The following is a 16,620-nucleotide window of genomic DNA, read 5'->3' on the forward strand; positions in this document are numbered from 1 at the left end:
AAACACGCCCTAAGGGTTTGAGAATCTGAAATAAAAACTGCGATCGCCATCTGCACCCATTTCAATACCAATTCTTTTTCCATGAGGAATGAGGGAAGGGAAAATAGCTTGGCTGCATTTCTTTCCCCCTTCCCGTTAACATTAGGCGCTGAAATTGATAGCTAATGCAGTTGATGCTTAACTAGACTGCCCAAGCGGTCGAACAATGATTTCATTCACATCAACATCTGCGGGCTGCTCGATCGCAAAGGCAATGGCACGAGCGATCGCATCGGGTGGAATCACGGCTCCCCGAAATTCCTCTAACCACTGCGCGGCTTCAACGTCGGTGGTTGTGCTGGGGAGTTCAGATTGGGTCACTCCGGGCGAGATGATCGTAACCCGGATATCCGTCGATTCCTGCCGCAGTCCTTCAGAAATTGCCCAGACGGCAAACTTGGTTGCACAGTACACGGCTGCTGTCGGATAGACGATATGCCCACCAATGGAGGAGATATTTACGAACTGTCCAGACTGTTGCTGCTTAAAGATAGGGAGGGCAGCCGCGATGCCGTGAAGGACACCGCGAATATTGACATCAATCATGCGATTCCACTCGTCGATCTGTAATGCCTCTACTTTGGCGAGTGGCATGATCCCTGCATTGTTGACTACGACATCCAGATGACCAAACTTATTTTCTGCAAACTCAACAATGGCTTGCATGTCTTCGAGGTTAGTTACATCTAGTGCGCGATATTCTGCTACGCCCCCTTTCTCACGGATTTCAGAGGCGATCGCTTCGAGGCGATCGGTACGCCGTGCGCCTAACACAACTCGTAGACCGTTGTGAGCCAGTAATCTGGCAGTTGCTTCACCAATGCCGCTACTTGCACCTGTAATCAGCACCACTTTTTGGGTGTTTTTATGGGTCGTCATGAGTCTTATCTCCTGGTTATTTTGCAGTGATGAAGTGAACTTGTTTTGTCGTGCTAAAACGCTTTTATTGCGCGGTAAAGACTTCTCTCATGGCTTGTGCCGCATCAATCGAGCGCGGAAAACCAGCCGTTACTGTGGTGAGGTAAATGATTTCTTTAAGTTCGTCTTGCGTTACGCCAAGTCTGAGGGCATAGCCTGCATGAATCTTTAGTTGTGGCAGATTTCCAGCGGCGGCAAAGGCGGCAACGGTGGCAAGCTGACGGGTGCGATCGTCTAGTCCCTGACGCGACCAGACTTCACCAAGCGAATAATCAACGATCGCATCTGCAAGAAATGGAAAATCCTGACGGAGGGCATCGAGTACGGGTTGCCCTGCCCCACTGGTTAGTTTATTGATAACTTGATTGCCTCGTTCACGGCGACTCTGTTCTGGTTGAGTTTGTGGTGCAATCGTTGCTGGTTGAGTTTGTGCAGTAGTGATCGCAGGTAGAAACACAACGAGTAGCGTAATAAAAATGCATCCCAAGGCAGCGATTATTCTGTTGATGACTTTTCTCCAATACACAGTTTGTCGAGATGATGCGATCGCAACTTTCATAAAAAACCTCGCGTTTGTAAGGTATATCTACCAGGGAAGTTCACCATTTCTTCCAGAGAAGCTACCAGTCGGTCCATCATCATCAAGCAACGCTAGCCGCACGGGTTCAATGGCCCCTTCCCCGATCGTTTGTTCTCCACGAAATTGATTGAGGTCGGTGGCAGTAAACCCTGGATCGGCAGAATTCACCTTGATGTTGGTGTCACACAATTCAGATGCTAACTGTACGGTGAGCATATTCAATGCCGCTTTAGACGCGCAGTAACCCAGCAACTTGGATTGGGCAAATTTCCACGCTGGATCACCATTGAGTGTGAGCGATGCGAGTTCGCTCGACATATTCACAATGCGACCGCTGGTTGACTTTTTAATCAGTGACAGCATTGCCTGTGTGACTCGCAGCGGACCGATGAAGTTCGTCGCCAGGATGTGTTCAACAGCGGTGACATCAGTTTGACTGGGCAGACCATCAGCCGGATCAGCCATGCCTGCATTGTTGACTAAGATATCGAGCCTGCCGAATTCAGCGTCGATTGTTTTAGCCGCCTGGGTGATCGTATCTGGACGCGCATAATCGATTTCAATTGGTTGAACATTGCCAACCTGCTTGAGCATCTCAGCTACCTTTATTCCACGAATGCGATCGCGGCTACCAAGCAGCACCACACAGTTCTTTTGAGCAAGTTGACGCGCAATCTCCAAGCCGATTCCCTTGTTGGCTCCCGTGATTAAAACTACTTTTTCATTTGCATTCATAACGGTTATTTACCGACTTGTGTTTGCAACACGAGTTCGAAGCCTGATGAGTGAATACTTTCTGCTTTTCAGCATGAGGTCATCGTAGGCTGAATCTGCCTTTGCCCAAATACACAAATCTTGCAGATGATTGCCTGATTCTCTCAAACAAGGCTTGGTTAAGGAAAACGCCTCCTATAATGCAGGCATGACAAGTGTTCTATCAGTCAAGAAACCATCATGACGAGCAAGACACTGAGCCATGAAGTGGCGATCGCCGCTTCTACCAATGGAGAGACTTTGCTAATACAACGGCAATTGGCGATCGCCAAATGTGCAGAATTGGCGACACTCATCGAGCGGCATACGAGCAGTGATAGAAGTGGGTATTATCCAACCGCGATCGATCCCTTAGTCTTCGTGCGATGCGATACTTCCAAAACTATAGAAGATGTTAGCGAACCACTGTTTGCGATGGTGGTTCAGGGCGAAAAGAAATTATCGCTCAGTGAAGAAAACTTTCAGTATGGGGCCGCTCAATATTTAGTAACGTCGGTGGATTTGCCCCTGAGCGTTTGCATGATCGAGGCAACACCCGATCAACCCTATCTCGGCTTAAAGCTGAACCTAGATCCAGCCCAACTCTGTGAAATTATTGTTCAAACAAATCCAGATATCGATACGAAAGAGAACTCTATAAGAGGCTTGTGCATTAGTGATGCGAGTCCATCTTTGATTGATTGCGCCATTCGACTGACAAAACTTTTAGATACACCGCAGGATATTCCGTTTCTTGCTCCCCTGATTATCCGCGAAATCTATTACCGTCTACTCACCGATGAACAAGGGGAAGCTGTTCGTCAGGTTGCAACCTCTGGCAGCAACATGCAGCGCATTGCAGATGTGATCAAACAAATCAAGACAGAGTTTGCCCAACCGTTGCGGGTTGAAGAATTAGCTGAACAAGCGAATATGTCTACAGCATCGCTCCATCGCCACTTTAAGGCAGTCACCTCCATGAGTCCGTTGCAATATCAAAAGCATCTGAGACTGATGAATGCCCGTCAGATCATGCTTGCCGAGGCGATCGATGCAACTCAGGCTGCTTATCGGGTTGGGTATGAAAGTACCTCGCAGTTCAGTCGAGAATATTCCCGCATGTTTGGTGCGCCTCCCATCCGAGATATTGAACGATTACGAGTGGGTTGATTCTCGTTCAGATTTGGGATTGACGTGCAGAGAGTATGGTTCCGGGCGAATCCAGAATCTTCTAGATGTAGACCTGTGGTTTCGATAGTTCATCTCAGGAATTTATTGGCGGAGTAATTAAGGGTTGTCTTGAGGAACGCATTCTACAAGAGCGGCGATCGCACTCGTTAACGCCAGGTTCAGTGGGCGCGAAAGTACTCGTGTAAAGACCTAAGATAAAGAACGGCATCCGCAGAGCGAAAGAGCGATCGAGCCAGATGAAGCCCCTGCTTGAGCCACGCAATTTGACCAGGATGCTCCTCGTTGATAGGGTTGAAGGCATAGAACCGGGCACTTCGTTCCATGGTCTGCACCCGGTACCCAGCGAGGATGCCATCTCGGCTGTTGGTAACGGCATTTGGGAAGTCCCAGGGCTTGGCTACCTCAGCCGCCGTTGAGAAGGCGGTCATCAGGTTTGGGTCAACAGGTTGAATGTCTTGCCAGCAACCATCGGCTCCCTCAGTCGAGACCGAGCCATACAAGAATGCAAAGTACGCAGTCGCGTCACTCGCAGATTGCTCAAGGACGAGCGTACTGGGGGGATGGAAGGTTGGCAAGAAGACAAACTGATGCAGAACCTCACCCACATCAAGTGTTTGAGGAGTGTGGAACCCAAGGTGATCGTTGAGCGCCGTCTCGATGTTAAGTAAATAGTTGCCGAGTGAATCCATGACGAGTTCAAGGTGCTGGCGGTCTAATGATATCCATCATCTGCCGCAGATAATTCAATCCCAACAGTAAATTCTCGGCGGTCGGTGTGCATGGACGTTGTGAGATTGCGATCGCACTTCTGAACATCCACAACTCTGGTGCGTTTTCAGGAATTTATTGGTGGAGTAATTAAGAATTGACTTGGAGAACATACCCTACAAGAGCGGCGATCGCACTAACAGCAAAACGCAGCGGTGGCAGACAACCTTAAACTAAGCACCAGCGGTTTTCCCCTGTCTGCTGCCGTGACGTGTTAGCTGGCTGGCAATAACAGATGAAACCTGACTATTGACAATAATATGCCAAAACTAGCATATTTAAAGTATGAATACATCTTCAAAGCCAGTTGAATGGGTTGGAAGCTCCCTAGACGATTTGAAGGAGTTCCCAGAGGATGTGCGGCAAACCGTTGGCTACGCATTGTACTTGGCTCAATGTGGTGAAAAGCATACCTCAGCCAAACCACTCAAGGGATTTAGGGGAACCGGAGTACTGGAGATTGTAGAAGATTTTGACGGAGATACCTATCGAGCCGTATACACCGTAAAACTGGCTGGAGTGGTTTACGTCTTACACGCTTTCCAGAAAAAATCAAAGCAAGGTATTGCTACCCCTAAACAGGATATTGACCTAATCGAAACAGACTGAAACGAGCTAGGGAACACTACGCACAACACTACAGCCAACACAAGGGAGAGTAAAATATGACCGAAGAAATTGGAGTACAAGCCAGTAGCGGCAATGTGTTTGCAGATTTGAGTTTAGACAGTGCTGACGAATTGCTAGTTAAAGCAGAACTTGCTCGACGGATCAGCACCATCATTACAACTCAACAAATGACCCAAATTGAGGCAGCAGAGGCATTAGGAATTGACCAACCTAAGATTTCGGCATTAATCAACGGCAAATTAGCAGGTTTTTCCACCGCACGATTGTTTCGCTTTCTCAATGCTTTGGGGCGAGATGTGGAAATTGTAGTGAAACCCAAATCTCATGCACAAGCTCAAACGCGCGTTGTTGCTTCGTGATTTTGAGCACTAACAACTCATCTTCCTGTACTAGCCCTAGCCCAGAAACGAAGCCAGCTAACGGTGAAGTTATGCGGTGGCAGATCACCTTGAACTCTCATCGACAACCTCTATTCCGCTCGCACCGACGCAGTGTTATGCGGCGACAACGCTTCTATGCTTTCTCGCTTGTAGCCGGAACTTTGAGATGTACAAGTGCTTTCTGCAACACACTAGGCTTTACGCTTAACCAAACTTGGTTTCGCTCATCTTCTGTATAACCAACGACAATTGCCCCTATTGGAGAGCCAATATCAGGATACATTTCTGGTGTCATATCTCCTGTATCCACAAAATCTGTAATCTGAACAATGCCTCTTACTGTTTTGTCACCAATATTAACAAAGATACCAAATGGAGTATGATACTCAACCTTTCCGTAAATCAGCGTTCCAAAACGATACTTAGACTTTATTTGATTCCAGAAATCATTGCTCATGGCACTACTCCGACTTTAGAACTCTTGGAAATTGGTTCAAAATAGGAAACAAGCTGTGAGGGACTGCTAGCTCAATGTATAATCCACCTTGATAAGGCTTTTCAAGGGACTTAAAGTACTGATCATAAATTCTCTGCTCAATTGTAACTTCTAACACTCCATCCTTGTAATACTTACAATATTCCTCAGCAAGGCTCCTACTGTTTGGAGCAGCGAAGTAGCATTTTCCATCGGCATTAGGAGGGCTATACGGAAAGTCGGCAGGATGAAATCCATCTTTCAAGAGTTTCTGCCCTTTTCCCTTCTGTGGAGCTTTATAAATTGTTACTGCCTGTATCAAGTTCAAAACATCCAGCAGAAATCATAAAACAATGATAATAGCCAGGATTAAACCTGCTGAAGCAATGATTAAGTGCAAAATAAGCCACAAATGATGTAGCCGGATCTTGTTCATTCTGGGGAATTTCCGACTGTGCCTTTTGACTGCTTCATCTTTCAAAATGAGCAGATGAGTATTGGGATGTAGTTCGTTTATCTTCTCTCGCCAAGCCCATGCCCGTTCACTGTGAAATTGATGTCGCTCGTACAACTTTTCTGAAGCGATCGCTCCATAAGCGCCTAAGACAACTAAAAGGATGGCAAGGGGTAAGGTTTCTTTGGCTAGCCCTTTTTGCGCTACGAGAGCAATAATAGCGGCGGCAACCCCTAGAATGATGTTGGTAAGACTTGCACGTTGATCTTCGGCTTGCTTCGCCTCTGCCCACTGCTGTTCACAGAACTTGAGTAAAACGTCACTATCGTCTGCCACTCAGTGATACTCCTTTGACCATAACCAATTCTTAAACACTTACAGACAAGCTTTTGGTTGCACCTACACCAAGCACCCAGCCGCATAACTATTAGTAGACGGAATTTTTCCGCCTAAGATCCCAAAACGGGCGATTAGGCAGAAATTTTCTGCCTAAGATCCCAAAATTACTACTTATGCCGATTATTTCCGCATAATATGCTGTTTAAGCTGATTAGCAAGAATCTTTCCGCATATTTTCAGATTCCTTACGGAGGTGAGTGGATGTGCTATTAGATGCACAATACATCTACTTATCTCTACGCAGCCACTTACTAAGAAATTGCTGGAGCAGGGGTGGGATGCTTTTGTCTGAGGCGCTACGCCTATCGCACGGAAGAAACCTATGTGCAATGAATTCGCCGATACATCCTGTTTCGCGATATTCGATGTTATCGTAGCGATCGCCGCATTTGGTGGCTGAGCCAATCGACGGCAAAGGTGAGGAGGATGAAACATCCTAATGTAACGATGACGCTACGATAATCGAAGCTGCTGAGTTGCTCGGTGAGTAAGCGTCCCAGCCCTCCGGCACCGACTAAACCAACAATCACGGTTTCTCGGGTGCAGACTTCCCAACGGTAGAGGATATATGCCAGAAATCGGGTCAGGGTCATGGGCAAGATGCCGTATAAAAATACTAATGATGCGGGTGTACCTTGAGCTTTGAGAGCAATCAAAGGACGTTGATCCAGGTTCTCGTTCACTTCTGCCATCAAGCGTCCCAGGATGCCGAGGTTGTGGATGCCAAGGGCGATCGCACCGGGAAGGATGCCGGGAAACAGGATAAATAGCATGACCAATGCCCAGATGGGGGCGGGGATAGCACGGCACCCCAGCAAGATGAATCGGGTTAGAAGTAGCCCCAACCAGGCTAGCGATCGCTTGATGGCACTGGGTTGGGTGGGATTGAATAAGCCACCGGGCAGAAAGAAGGTGTGGGCAGCAGGAACGGACAGCAATATACCCCCCAATCCGGCAAGGGCGATCGCTAAAATGGACATTGCCAGGGTTTGCAGGGAGAGCGGCAACAGTTGCATCAGCAAGTCGCCGGAGAAATTGGGGGGAGTGGCTGATTGGGTGATATCCCCCAGCAATTGCGCGGTACGGGGCGACCAGAGTTTGCTGAAGTCTGCATGAATCCATGCAAAGCAAGTAGGAATCAAAATCAGCACACCCAATCCCGCACCGATCAGGGTAACATCATGGGACATGAAGTAGGATCGTTTCACGATCGCGTTGGTCTGATTCATAGGAAGGGACTTCATGGTTGAATCAGTGGATATTGGTGTAGATTGTTTTCGCCAATTCAAGTCCAATCGGCTAGGTGAACCTAAACGACGACGCAATCCGGCGCTACTCAAATCTGCACTGCCATTTAATAAAAATAGGGCAGCAAACAGAGTCCAAAGTTGTTCGTGGCGGAGTGATTGTAAGCTGAGAAAAATTTCGTAGCCTAATCCTCCGGCTCCAATGATGCCCAATACGGCAGCTGAGCGAATGGAGCATTCAAATCGGTAAAAGATGTAAGACAGTAGATTCAAAAAGGCTTGGGGAATCAGGCTATAGAGAAAGGCAGTGACAGGTGCAACGCCGCTGTTCAGCAATGCCAATAAAGGTTGACGGGGTGTTTCATCTAAAATTTCGGAGAAGACTTTAGCCACGATCGCACCATAGGGAATAGCGATCGCCAAAATAGCAACCAGTGGATCCAGCCCAAAAATATTGAGAAAAAACAAGCCCCAAATTAATTCATGAATGGCGCGCGGAATCGCCAATCCAAAGCGCAGTAACGCCCACAGCGATCGCTGCCAGGTCGCTTGTGGGAATACCGATGACCACCAGACTTCCGATAACAGCACTCCGCCTACCATCCCCAACAGAACGCTGAGGAAGGTGCCACAAACCGCATAGGCAAGGGTGGTCAAAGTCGCTTGCCAGACAAGGGATAAAAAATCGGGACTGAGGTCGGGGTGCAAGCTGGCAACCAAAAACCGCCATAAGAGGGGCACCCCCGCCAGATTCACCACATCCTGCCGCCCTATCCCGGTGGTATACAGGCAAAGGGCGATCGCTCCTACAATCACGCTGCCCCAGAGCGATCGCGCGGTTAACCAGGGGAGTGATGCAGCCGTCGGTGAAGGGGGAGGGTGTGCCATATCTACTGCAATCGGTATAAGGCGGATAGATGATGGTCGGATACTTCATCAGCCGGTAAATCAAACACCATGGCACCAGCTTGTAACCCAATCAAGCGATCGCAAAATGTGCGTGCCAGATCAACGGAATGGAGGCTGACGACTAATGTTTTACCTGCTTCTGCTACCAGATCTCGCAACAGCGCCATCACCTCGCGGCTCAGTTCCGGGTCAAGGCTAGAGACGGGTTCATCTGCCAGAATTGCTAACGGATTTTGGATCAATACCCGTGCCAATGCCACCCGCTGTTGTTGTCCCCCCGAAAGGGAATCGGTTCGGGCATACAGCTTTTCTGGAATTCCTACTCGTTGCAAGGCTTTGGCAGCTATTTCTACATCCTGCGGTACCAGTAGAGATAAAGCAGCTTTGCATACCGACCAGCGTCCCAAATGTCCGGCATTGACGTTATGAATTACTGCCAGATTATCGACCAAATGAAACTGCTGATAGATGCTCCCTATCTGCTGTTGCACCTGCCGCAGCGATCGCGTAGAAAGCGTATTGAGGTTGCGTCCCAATGCCCATACTTCACCCTGACTGGGGCGCAAGGTGCCATTCAGCAATCGCAAGACTGTACTTTTTCCGGCACCACTTGACCCTACCAGTGCCACCCGTTCACCTGCTGCAATCTGGAGGTTGAGATGGCTTAATGCGGGGACGTGTCCAAATTGGTGGCTGACCTGCCTCAGTTCAAATACAGGAAGTGCCGAACTCATAGCGGGTTGCCGGTCAAAATGTCTTGAAACCATGCTTCCAGGCGATCGCCCATGGCTGTCATGGAATACAGCGCTTCAGCCCGTTGGCGACAGGTTGAGCGATCAATCTGATCGAGTTTAGCGATCGCCGCGACTAACCCTTCAACCTGATCGGCTTCAACCAACCACCCTGTCTTCCCGTGTTCGACAATTTCTGCGGGACCGCCGCGACGATAAGCAATCACCGGAACCCCGCACGCCAGTGCTTCGATCGCCACATTACCAAACGCTTCTACCCAATGGGGCGTCATCAACAAGCCGCGACAGTGACGTAAGCCCTGCTGAAGTTCATGGGTTGGCAAAAACCCTTCATAGTGAATTGGTGCATCGGCATAGGTTGCTTGAATGTGCTGCCAGTAGTCGGGATCTGACAGCGCACCCCAAATTTTCAGGGGGACTTGGGCAGCTTGAACGGCGGCGATCGCATCTTCTAACCCTTTTTCGGGAGCCAGTCGCCCTACCCACGCAATCGACGGTTGCGGTTGCGCACAAAATTCGTACTTGGATAGATCTAATCCATTCAACAGACAACGACAGCGATCGGCAAACGAAAACGTTGCCGCTTGCGCCAAACTATGGACGCCGATGGTTTTGGGAAAGGCGATCGCAACGTGTTCAATGATCTGATCCATGGCATCCGACAACGATCCCATACTGACTAAATGGGCGATCGGGCAGGGGAAAAATGGCGTCAAATAAAACGGCAACCAATCATAGGCAAAGTTCAGCAGCACGTCATAATCGGCTGCCACCTGCCGCGCATAAGCCCACATATTTGCCAGTACAGAATTGCCTGGAATCAGCACTGGTGTCTGACGCCCCTGGCTTTGGGCTGTAATCTGCAAGTGTCCGGCGATCGGGACAATCGACACGCCCTCCAGTTCAGACTGCTGCGGCGCAACCACGGTGACAGCGTGCCCCCGTCGCATCATCTCCTGGGCAATGTTGTAAAGCGTTAATTCAACGCCACCTCCCAACCCTGATCCCAAGGGTCCCACGGGGGTCGAAAGAAACAGCAACCTCAATGATGGATCTCCAAATTCAAGACATACCGACCCATGCAAAGCTGATTTGCCCACAATTCATATTCAACCCGCAAATGCTCTGGCAAGGGATTGGCGCTGAGTTCCAGGCTGCGAGTAAAGTTTCGCAAGCGCAGTTGGTCATGGGAGCTAACCCGCTCATCTTGCAGCCAATAGCGACTCAACCCATACACCCCCTGCTCCCAAAAATGGCGGTAGCTGGACTTGCCGTTGCCTTGCATCGTCATGATGACGCGATAGGGCGAAATTTCTAACCACAGCAGACGCGGCGTGGGGAGTTCGGCAGTCGGTAAGACATAGGCAGATGGAGCACCCAGAGAAGACGGCGTTGATAACGGTGAAGATTGATAGTCTTCGATATGGGGTTCGGTGAGCAACAGATGAAACCGTTCCTGATCGCGCTGGTAAAGCGTGGCAGCCGTTTCCACGACTGACCACAGGGGCAGATCAAAGGACATTAATGACAAACAGACGGGTTTGCGATGGTAAGTCAACATAAAAGGTGAGGGGAAGGGTGAGGAGGTAGATGCAGACGGGCAGTGAAGGGCAGGGAATACGAAAAACAGTGAGGTGAAGAGATACAGCGCTTTGCGCCTGGATGTGTTTAGTTTTCAGGTGGGCGGGCAACGCCCGCCCACCTGAAAATCATGACTTTTTTAGGACTACTGTAATTTCCACATCCTTTATAGTCTCTTCATAGTTTAAGTTTCACAATTCATGCTTTGCGATCGCTCTTCCCGGTTGCTTTAGGGTAGGATGACTATCGCCGCACCATGTCAGTTTATCTCAATGTCAACCTCAACCATCGCCCTCAATACTACGGAAAATCACCAATCGCTCAAGATTGCCCCATCCCCATCCGGGCTATCCTTGCACGGTCAGATTCGCATTCCCGGAGACAAGTCTATTTCCCATCGCGCCTTAATGTTGGGTGCCCTTGCCGAAGGTGAAACTCAAATTCAAGGCTTATTACTCGGAGAAGATCCCCGCAGTACGGCTGCGTGCTTTCAAGCCATGGGGGCAGACATCTCGGAGTTGAATACCGATTTGGTTATCGTCAAAGGCATTGGCATCGGCAAGTTACAAGAGCCACAGGATGTTCTCAATGCCGGCAATTCAGGGACGACCATTCGACTGATGTTAGGCATTATGGCGTCTCATCCGGGGCGCTTTTTTACGGTCACTGGGGATCAATCCTTGCGATCGCGTCCTATGTCCAGGGTAATTAAACCCTTGCAAGCCATGGGTGCCCAGATCTGGAGTCGGGGTAATGGCTTGGCACCGCTGGCGATTCAAGGACAGGCACTGACGCCAACCCATTACCAATCGCCGATCGCCTCTGCCCAGGTAAAGTCTTGCATATTGTTGGCAGGGTTGATGACCGAGGGTAAAACGACTGTGTCTGAGACAGCCCTGTCGCGGGATCATAGCGAACGGATGCTGCGGGCATTTGGGGCTGAGATTTTGGTCGATCCGGAAGCCTGTAGTGCCACAGTGGTGGGACCAGCTCGGCTCACGGGTCAACAGGTGATTGTGCCGGGTGACATTAGCTCTGCTGCCTTCTGGTTGGTCGCGGGGGCAATTGTGCCGGGGTCTGATCTGCTGGTACAAAATGTTGGCATCAACCCGACCCGCACGGGGATTTTGGAAGTGCTTCAGCAGATGGGCGCAGATATTACGCTAGAAAATCCGCGCGAGGTTACGGGTGAACCTGTTGCCGACTTACGGGTGCGCCATAGTGAGCTAACGGCTTGTGTGATTGAAGGCAATATAATCCCGCGATTAATTGATGAAATTCCGATTTTAGCGGTCGCTGCTGTCTTTGCTAAGGGCACAACGATTATCCGTGATGCGGCGGAATTGAGGGTCAAAGAAAGCGATCGCCTTGCCGTCATGGCATCAGAATTGACCAAAATGGGCGCACAGATTACTGAATTACCGGATGGATTGGAGATCACAGGTGGCACTCCATTAACAGGTGCAGAGGTAGACAGTTACACTGATCACCGAATTGCTATGAGTCTGGCGATCGCTGCTCTCAATGCCAGCGGTACGACGACGATCGATCGGGCTGAAGCCGCTGCTGTCTCCTATCCAGAGTTCACTACTACACTTGAGAAATTAGTCAAGGAGTAAATTACGTAGACTCAGATCGCATGACACATACGTAAACAATGGACACAAAAAAGCGTAAAAGTTTGCAAATCCTGCCCCGTGGTTTCACGGAAGATTAAACCTCAAAAGCTTTGATATAACGGCTGGAGTGCATAACGGCTTGATCCCATCGATGAATGTCGAGGTGAGGCACAAGTCTCTTTGATTCAAGTCTGTATCCACATAAAGGCAACTTCTAAATAGTCGAGAAGCGCTTCAACCGAACGCTGCTTCTACGGGTATTTACGGATACAAACGGTTGATCCCAATCCGCCTACCCTCTTGATAGAGGGTCAGCAGATGTCGGGCAAAATTTCTAGAGCAAGGTTGCTTTCAACCCTCTCTAAAGAAATTTTCCCCGAGATTGTGAATTGCATAAACCAGACCGTTTGTCTTTGAAAATCTGGCACCGCCAGATTTTCAAAGACGAATTATCTAAGTTTTATTGACGTTGTGATCTTAAACATGATTGACAGGCGATAGGCGATCGATCGGCTCCGTGAGTTGTTTTTACCGTGTGTGTTTGAGGTGTGATTCTAGACCAGGTTAATTCTGCTCTAGCGGTCACAGTAACAGATTCAAACAGACGAGCGTTCTCAAAAACGCGATGTTTATTGAAGTTCTGCATTTACTGTTAAAACTGCCATGTCAGAATTTGTCACGACTCCCGGTTCGGGGACTTTTCCCAATTTCGATGTTCGAGTCATTAGCCAAGGGAGAGTAACCCTAAGAAATCCCCCTGATGCACCTCCTGGTACTGTCATCGCGAGGGGCAGTGGGCAGAACGATCGAATCGTTGCAATTCCTGCCAATACCCCAACAATTTTTCAGATGAGTGGACGGGGTGGGGATGATTTTTTGGTGGGAGGTCGCAATGACGACCATCTAACTGGTAATGCTGGAGAAGACTCTCTGAGCGGTCGGGCTGGAGATGACCGCCTGATTGGGGGTGCAGGTGATGATAGATTGAGAGGCGGTTCGGGCAATGACCTCATCATTGGCAATGATGGTGACGACGTCCTCATCGGCGATACCGGAGACGACAGGCTGGTAGGTGGTGCGGGCGACGATGACCTGTCGGGCAATGCTGGCAATGACACAATTTCAGGCGGCGCAGGTGACGACGAAATTTCGGGGGGACGGGGGACTGACCTGCTCTCGGGAGGCTCCGGGAAGGATGTCTTCCGCTTTGAATTCCGTTCAACTGGCAGTGGCAATCCAGACAAAGTCGATACTATCTCAGACTTCAATCCGGTAGACGACACGATTCAGCTCGACAAGCGATTACTGAAGGATGCCGATATTGCGTCGGGTAAGCTATCGGCTGATGACTTTAAGCTGGTGACCAATATTGATGAAGTACCTGCCGATGACCCGGCGAAGTTAATTTACGAAAGCAGCACAGGTCTGGTTTACTACAACGCCAACCAGGGCAAAGATCTGATTTTGTTGCAGTTGGATAAGAATTTACCGATTACGGCTGCTGACTTTGAAATTTTCTAGGTTGGGCGGGTGCTAGATCTGCATGAACTGCATTACAACTTAGGTTGCATCTTGCATCAACAGGGCGATTTAGTCGGTGCTGCAACCAGCTATCGACACGCGATCGCCCTCCAGCAACACTATGCGGATGCCCATCACAATTTAGGCACTGTGTTAACGGAGCAAGGTCAGTGGGCTGAAGCCTTGACCCATTATCAACAGGCGATCGCCTTACAACCTGACTGGCTGAGTGCTTACAGAAATTTAGGAATTGTCCTGTTGCGTCAGGGTGAATTTGCCACGGCTGCCCAGGTCTATCAACAGGCGATCGCGCAATCACCCCATGAAGCCGTTTTATACAACTATTGGGCGCAAGCCTTATTTGGGTTAGGGCAACTAGAAGCGGCGATCGCGGCTTATCGACAGGCGATTGAGCTAGACCCGACGTTGGTGATGGCACACCATAATTTGGGTAAAGTCTGGCAACACCAGGGACACCATTCACTAGCCATTGACTGCTTTCAACACGCACTTTTGCTGGATCCTGATCTAACGGATGCCGCTAGCGACTGCGGTGTTTCTCAGATGAAATTGGGTCAGCTGGAAGCGGCTCTCGCGTGTTGGAAACAGGCGATCGCCTGCGATCGCGACTGGATTGACGCCTATCTCACGAACTACGCTTTCCCGGTTGAAGCGGCTGTAGGGATTGAGGGTGCGGACGCGAAGCGCCCGCACCCTCAATCCCTACAGCACAGTGAAGTATCTGATAATGATGAATTAGTCCGGGTCAGACTTGCGATTCAACGATTTCTCAAAACATTCGTGCTGGAGGATGCGATCGCGGCTCAGGTGAGTGAATGTTGGGCAGATGTTTGCTTCCATTGGGGCAATATCCTTACGGCTTATGGGGGGAATGACGCCTATCAACACGCCGAGTCGTTTTATCAGCGTGCCCTGCAATTCCAGCCTCACCGCCTCAACGTTTTGCTTGCCCTTGCCCATTGTTTGACCTTGCAAAGACGGTTCAACGCTGCCATTTTAGTGTGCCATCTGGCTGCCACATCCCATCCCCAAAACACCGCCATCTCGATGCAACTGGGCAACATTTTAGAACAGCAAGGGCAACCCGACCGGGCGATCGCCTATTATCGACAGGTATTAGAAGCGCTGGATCAAGAGCAAGGCGAAAGCCTTCAGGGTATACCCAATCCTTCTGTGATTCATGCTCCTGCATCCGTTCAGCTTGATGCTACAGCGTCTCCCTGTGCCGGATTAAATTGCACCCCTTGCTTACAGCGCTTATGGCAGGCGTTTCAACCTATTCATTTAGGCAACGGCTGCTATCATCTGTCTGGGACGTTGCCGGAGCTAGGGGAAACAGTATCCTCTGATGTCGCGATCGTGCCCAACGGTTCGGTTTGGGTAGCACCGCAGCAAAATGATTGGATCATCTGCCATGCGATCGCCGTATTTGATGCCGATCATCACCTGTTACCTGATCTGTCGCGCGAATACCCCGGCAAACTACCGGGATGCCAACAATCGCATCAGAGCTTTCAACGCATCCCCGATCCCAAATCCTTACCGGATCCAGACTGGCTCAATGGTACCGTAGCGGTCTTAAGCGGTCTATCGGGACATATTTATTTTCATTGGATGATCGACATCCTGCCACGATTGGAACAGTTGCGGCAGCAAGGCATTGAGCCGACCCAGATTGATTGGATTGTGGTCAACAGTCAACAGCGACCCTTTCAACACGAAACGCTGAGACGGTTGGGAATTTCCCCCGATCGGGTGGTCGAGAGCGATCGCCATCCCTACATCCAGACCGATCAGCTTATCGTTCCGCCATTAACTGGATTTTTAGGGTGGGCACAATCCTGGGCACTCCACTTTCTCCGCCAAACCTTTCTCTCCGGCTCAGCTGCCGTACCGACCCAGACCGACTATCCTACCCATCTTTACATCAGCCGCGCCAACGCCCGCTATCGGCGGGTATTGAACGAACCAGAGCTGATTGACCAACTTCAGCAGTACGGCTATGTTGCTCTATCCCTTGAATCCTTGTCTGTTGCCGAACAAGTCGCTTACTTCAACCATGCCGATGTCATCATTGCGCCCCACGGCAGCGGGTTAACCAACCTGACCTTCTGCCGACCCGGCACCAAAATCATCGAACTTGTTTCACCCCACTACCTTCGCCCTTACTATTGGGTTATCAGCAATCATCTTGGACTCGAACACTACTTCTTAGCTGGACGCAGCCTCACCTGTCATCCCATTCGCCAGCTGATCTACCCCAACCCCCTCACCGAAGACATTTGGATCGACCTGAACGTATTACAGGACATGATTGTTAGACAGTTAGCCACAGGTTGACTTTTGCACCACCACATCAACAGATATCCCTCCCCTCCTCCAT

The 16,620-nt window shown here is 49.8% G+C and carries 15 protein-coding genes and 1 pseudogene; 6 read left to right on the top strand and 10 right to left on the bottom strand.

The features are described 5' to 3' along the window. Positions 1 to 177 precede the first annotated feature (177 nt). The 3 genes from ACR6Z4_RS27035 to ACR6Z4_RS27045 form a co-directional block, all read right to left on the bottom strand. Positions 178 to 918: an SDR family oxidoreductase gene (locus ACR6Z4_RS27035; protein ID WP_479720451.1), complete on the bottom strand. Its 741-nt coding sequence runs from the start codon at positions 916 to 918 to the stop codon at positions 178 to 180. 64 nt (positions 919 to 982) lie between these two features. After that, positions 983 to 1,516, bottom strand: coding sequence for a carboxymuconolactone decarboxylase family protein (locus ACR6Z4_RS27040; RefSeq protein ID WP_479720452.1), 534 nt, complete (start codon positions 1,514 to 1,516; stop codon positions 983 to 985). A 27-nt stretch (positions 1,517 to 1,543) separates the two neighbouring features. Continuing rightward, positions 1,544 to 2,272, bottom strand: coding sequence for an SDR family oxidoreductase (locus ACR6Z4_RS27045; RefSeq protein ID WP_479720453.1), 729 nt, complete (start codon positions 2,270 to 2,272; stop codon positions 1,544 to 1,546). 219 nt (positions 2,273 to 2,491) lie between these two features. On the opposite strand from ACR6Z4_RS27045, the gene ACR6Z4_RS27050 reads away from it, so the two are divergent. Continuing rightward, a complete protein-coding gene (locus ACR6Z4_RS27050; protein WP_479720454.1) occupies positions 2,492 to 3,460 on the top strand; it encodes an AraC family transcriptional regulator in 969 nt (322 codons plus the stop codon). Positions 3,461 to 3,639: 179 nt separating this feature from the next. Here ACR6Z4_RS27050 and ACR6Z4_RS27055 read toward each other — a convergent pair whose 3' ends face one another. After that, on the bottom strand, positions 3,640 to 4,170 hold the full coding sequence (locus ACR6Z4_RS27055) for a hypothetical protein (protein ID WP_479720455.1): 531 nt from the start codon (positions 4,168 to 4,170) through the stop codon (positions 3,640 to 3,642). A 364-nt stretch (positions 4,171 to 4,534) separates the two neighbouring features. Between ACR6Z4_RS27055 and ACR6Z4_RS27060 the strand changes: the two are divergent. Further along, positions 4,535 to 4,911 (top strand): annotated as a pseudogene (locus ACR6Z4_RS27060) (type II toxin-antitoxin system RelE/ParE family toxin). A gap of 3 nt (positions 4,912 to 4,914) precedes the next feature. After that, positions 4,915 to 5,238 carry a helix-turn-helix domain-containing protein gene (locus ACR6Z4_RS27065; protein ID WP_479720456.1) on the top strand — a complete coding sequence of 108 codons (324 nt, stop codon included), beginning with the start codon at positions 4,915 to 4,917 and terminating at the stop codon, positions 5,236 to 5,238. A 154-nt stretch (positions 5,239 to 5,392) separates the two neighbouring features. Here ACR6Z4_RS27065 and ACR6Z4_RS27070 read toward each other — a convergent pair whose 3' ends face one another. The 6 genes from ACR6Z4_RS27070 to ACR6Z4_RS27095 form a co-directional block, all read right to left on the bottom strand. Then, a complete protein-coding gene (locus ACR6Z4_RS27070) occupies positions 5,393 to 5,716 on the bottom strand; it encodes an RNA-binding protein (protein ID WP_479720457.1) in 324 nt (107 codons plus the stop codon). A gap of 361 nt (positions 5,717 to 6,077) precedes the next feature. Next, the gene (locus tag ACR6Z4_RS27075) at positions 6,078 to 6,524 is read right to left on the bottom strand and encodes a hypothetical protein (protein WP_479720458.1); all 447 of its coding nucleotides are present in this window, start codon (positions 6,522 to 6,524) and stop codon (positions 6,078 to 6,080) included. A gap of 431 nt (positions 6,525 to 6,955) precedes the next feature. Continuing rightward, positions 6,956 to 8,722, bottom strand: coding sequence for a PhnE/PtxC family ABC transporter permease (locus ACR6Z4_RS27080; protein WP_479720459.1), 1,767 nt, complete (start codon positions 8,720 to 8,722; stop codon positions 6,956 to 6,958). Positions 8,723 to 8,724: 2 nt separating this feature from the next. Beyond that, positions 8,725 to 9,477 carry a phosphonate ABC transporter ATP-binding protein gene (locus ACR6Z4_RS27085; protein WP_479720460.1) on the bottom strand — a complete coding sequence of 251 codons (753 nt, stop codon included), beginning with the start codon at positions 9,475 to 9,477 and terminating at the stop codon, positions 8,725 to 8,727. Next, entirely contained in the window at positions 9,474 to 10,541 is a 1,068-nt protein-coding gene (locus tag ACR6Z4_RS27090) for a glycosyltransferase family 4 protein (protein ID WP_479720461.1), read from the bottom strand. Before ACR6Z4_RS27090 ends, ACR6Z4_RS27085 begins: the two co-directional genes overlap by 4 nt. Beyond that, entirely contained in the window at positions 10,538 to 11,056 is a 519-nt protein-coding gene (locus ACR6Z4_RS27095; RefSeq protein ID WP_479720462.1) for a hypothetical protein, read from the bottom strand. The genes ACR6Z4_RS27090 and ACR6Z4_RS27095 overlap by 4 nt, the downstream gene beginning before the upstream one ends. A gap of 292 nt (positions 11,057 to 11,348) precedes the next feature. Here ACR6Z4_RS27095 and aroA point away from each other — a divergent pair, with 292 nt between their 5' ends. The 3 genes from aroA (at position 11,349) to ACR6Z4_RS27110 (ending at position 16,577) form a co-directional block, all read left to right on the top strand. Next, complete coding sequence (gene aroA, locus ACR6Z4_RS27100; protein WP_479720463.1) at positions 11,349 to 12,695, top strand: 3-phosphoshikimate 1-carboxyvinyltransferase; 1,347 nt, start codon at positions 11,349 to 11,351, stop codon at positions 12,693 to 12,695. A gap of 663 nt (positions 12,696 to 13,358) precedes the next feature. Then, entirely contained in the window at positions 13,359 to 14,216 is an 858-nt protein-coding gene (locus tag ACR6Z4_RS27105) for a calcium-binding protein (RefSeq protein ID WP_479720464.1), read from the top strand. Between the two features lie 9 nt (positions 14,217 to 14,225). Next, complete coding sequence (locus ACR6Z4_RS27110; protein WP_479720465.1) at positions 14,226 to 16,577, top strand: tetratricopeptide repeat protein; 2,352 nt, start codon at positions 14,226 to 14,228, stop codon at positions 16,575 to 16,577. The last annotated feature ends 43 nt before the right edge of the window (positions 16,578 to 16,620 follow it).

The organism is Calyptranema fuscum S582, assembly GCF_055793305.1.

Excerpts from the sequence above, each read along its gene's own strand:
- ACR6Z4_RS27035 (WP_479720451.1), bottom strand. The coding sequence starts at position 918 with ATGACGACCCATAAAAACACCCAAAAAGTGGTGCTGATTACAGGTGCA.
- ACR6Z4_RS27040 (WP_479720452.1), bottom strand. The coding sequence starts at position 1,516 with ATGAAAGTTGCGATCGCATCATCTCGACAAACTGTGTATTGGAGAAAA.
- ACR6Z4_RS27045 (WP_479720453.1), bottom strand. The coding sequence starts at position 2,272 with ATGAATGCAAATGAAAAAGTAGTTTTAATCACGGGAGCCAACAAGGGA.
- ACR6Z4_RS27050 (WP_479720454.1), top strand. The coding sequence starts at position 2,492 with ATGACGAGCAAGACACTGAGCCATGAAGTGGCGATCGCCGCTTCTACC.
- ACR6Z4_RS27055 (WP_479720455.1), bottom strand. The coding sequence starts at position 4,170 with ATGGATTCACTCGGCAACTATTTACTTAACATCGAGACGGCGCTCAAC.
- ACR6Z4_RS27065 (WP_479720456.1), top strand. The coding sequence starts at position 4,915 with ATGACCGAAGAAATTGGAGTACAAGCCAGTAGCGGCAATGTGTTTGCA.
- ACR6Z4_RS27070 (WP_479720457.1), bottom strand. The coding sequence starts at position 5,716 with ATGAGCAATGATTTCTGGAATCAAATAAAGTCTAAGTATCGTTTTGGA.
- ACR6Z4_RS27080 (WP_479720459.1), bottom strand. The coding sequence starts at position 8,722 with ATGGCACACCCTCCCCCTTCACCGACGGCTGCATCACTCCCCTGGTTA.
- ACR6Z4_RS27085 (WP_479720460.1), bottom strand. The coding sequence starts at position 9,477 with ATGAGTTCGGCACTTCCTGTATTTGAACTGAGGCAGGTCAGCCACCAA.
- ACR6Z4_RS27095 (WP_479720462.1), bottom strand. The coding sequence starts at position 11,056 with ATGTTGACTTACCATCGCAAACCCGTCTGTTTGTCATTAATGTCCTTT.
- aroA (WP_479720463.1), top strand. The coding sequence starts at position 11,349 with ATGTCAACCTCAACCATCGCCCTCAATACTACGGAAAATCACCAATCG.
- ACR6Z4_RS27105 (WP_479720464.1), top strand. The coding sequence starts at position 13,359 with ATGTCAGAATTTGTCACGACTCCCGGTTCGGGGACTTTTCCCAATTTC.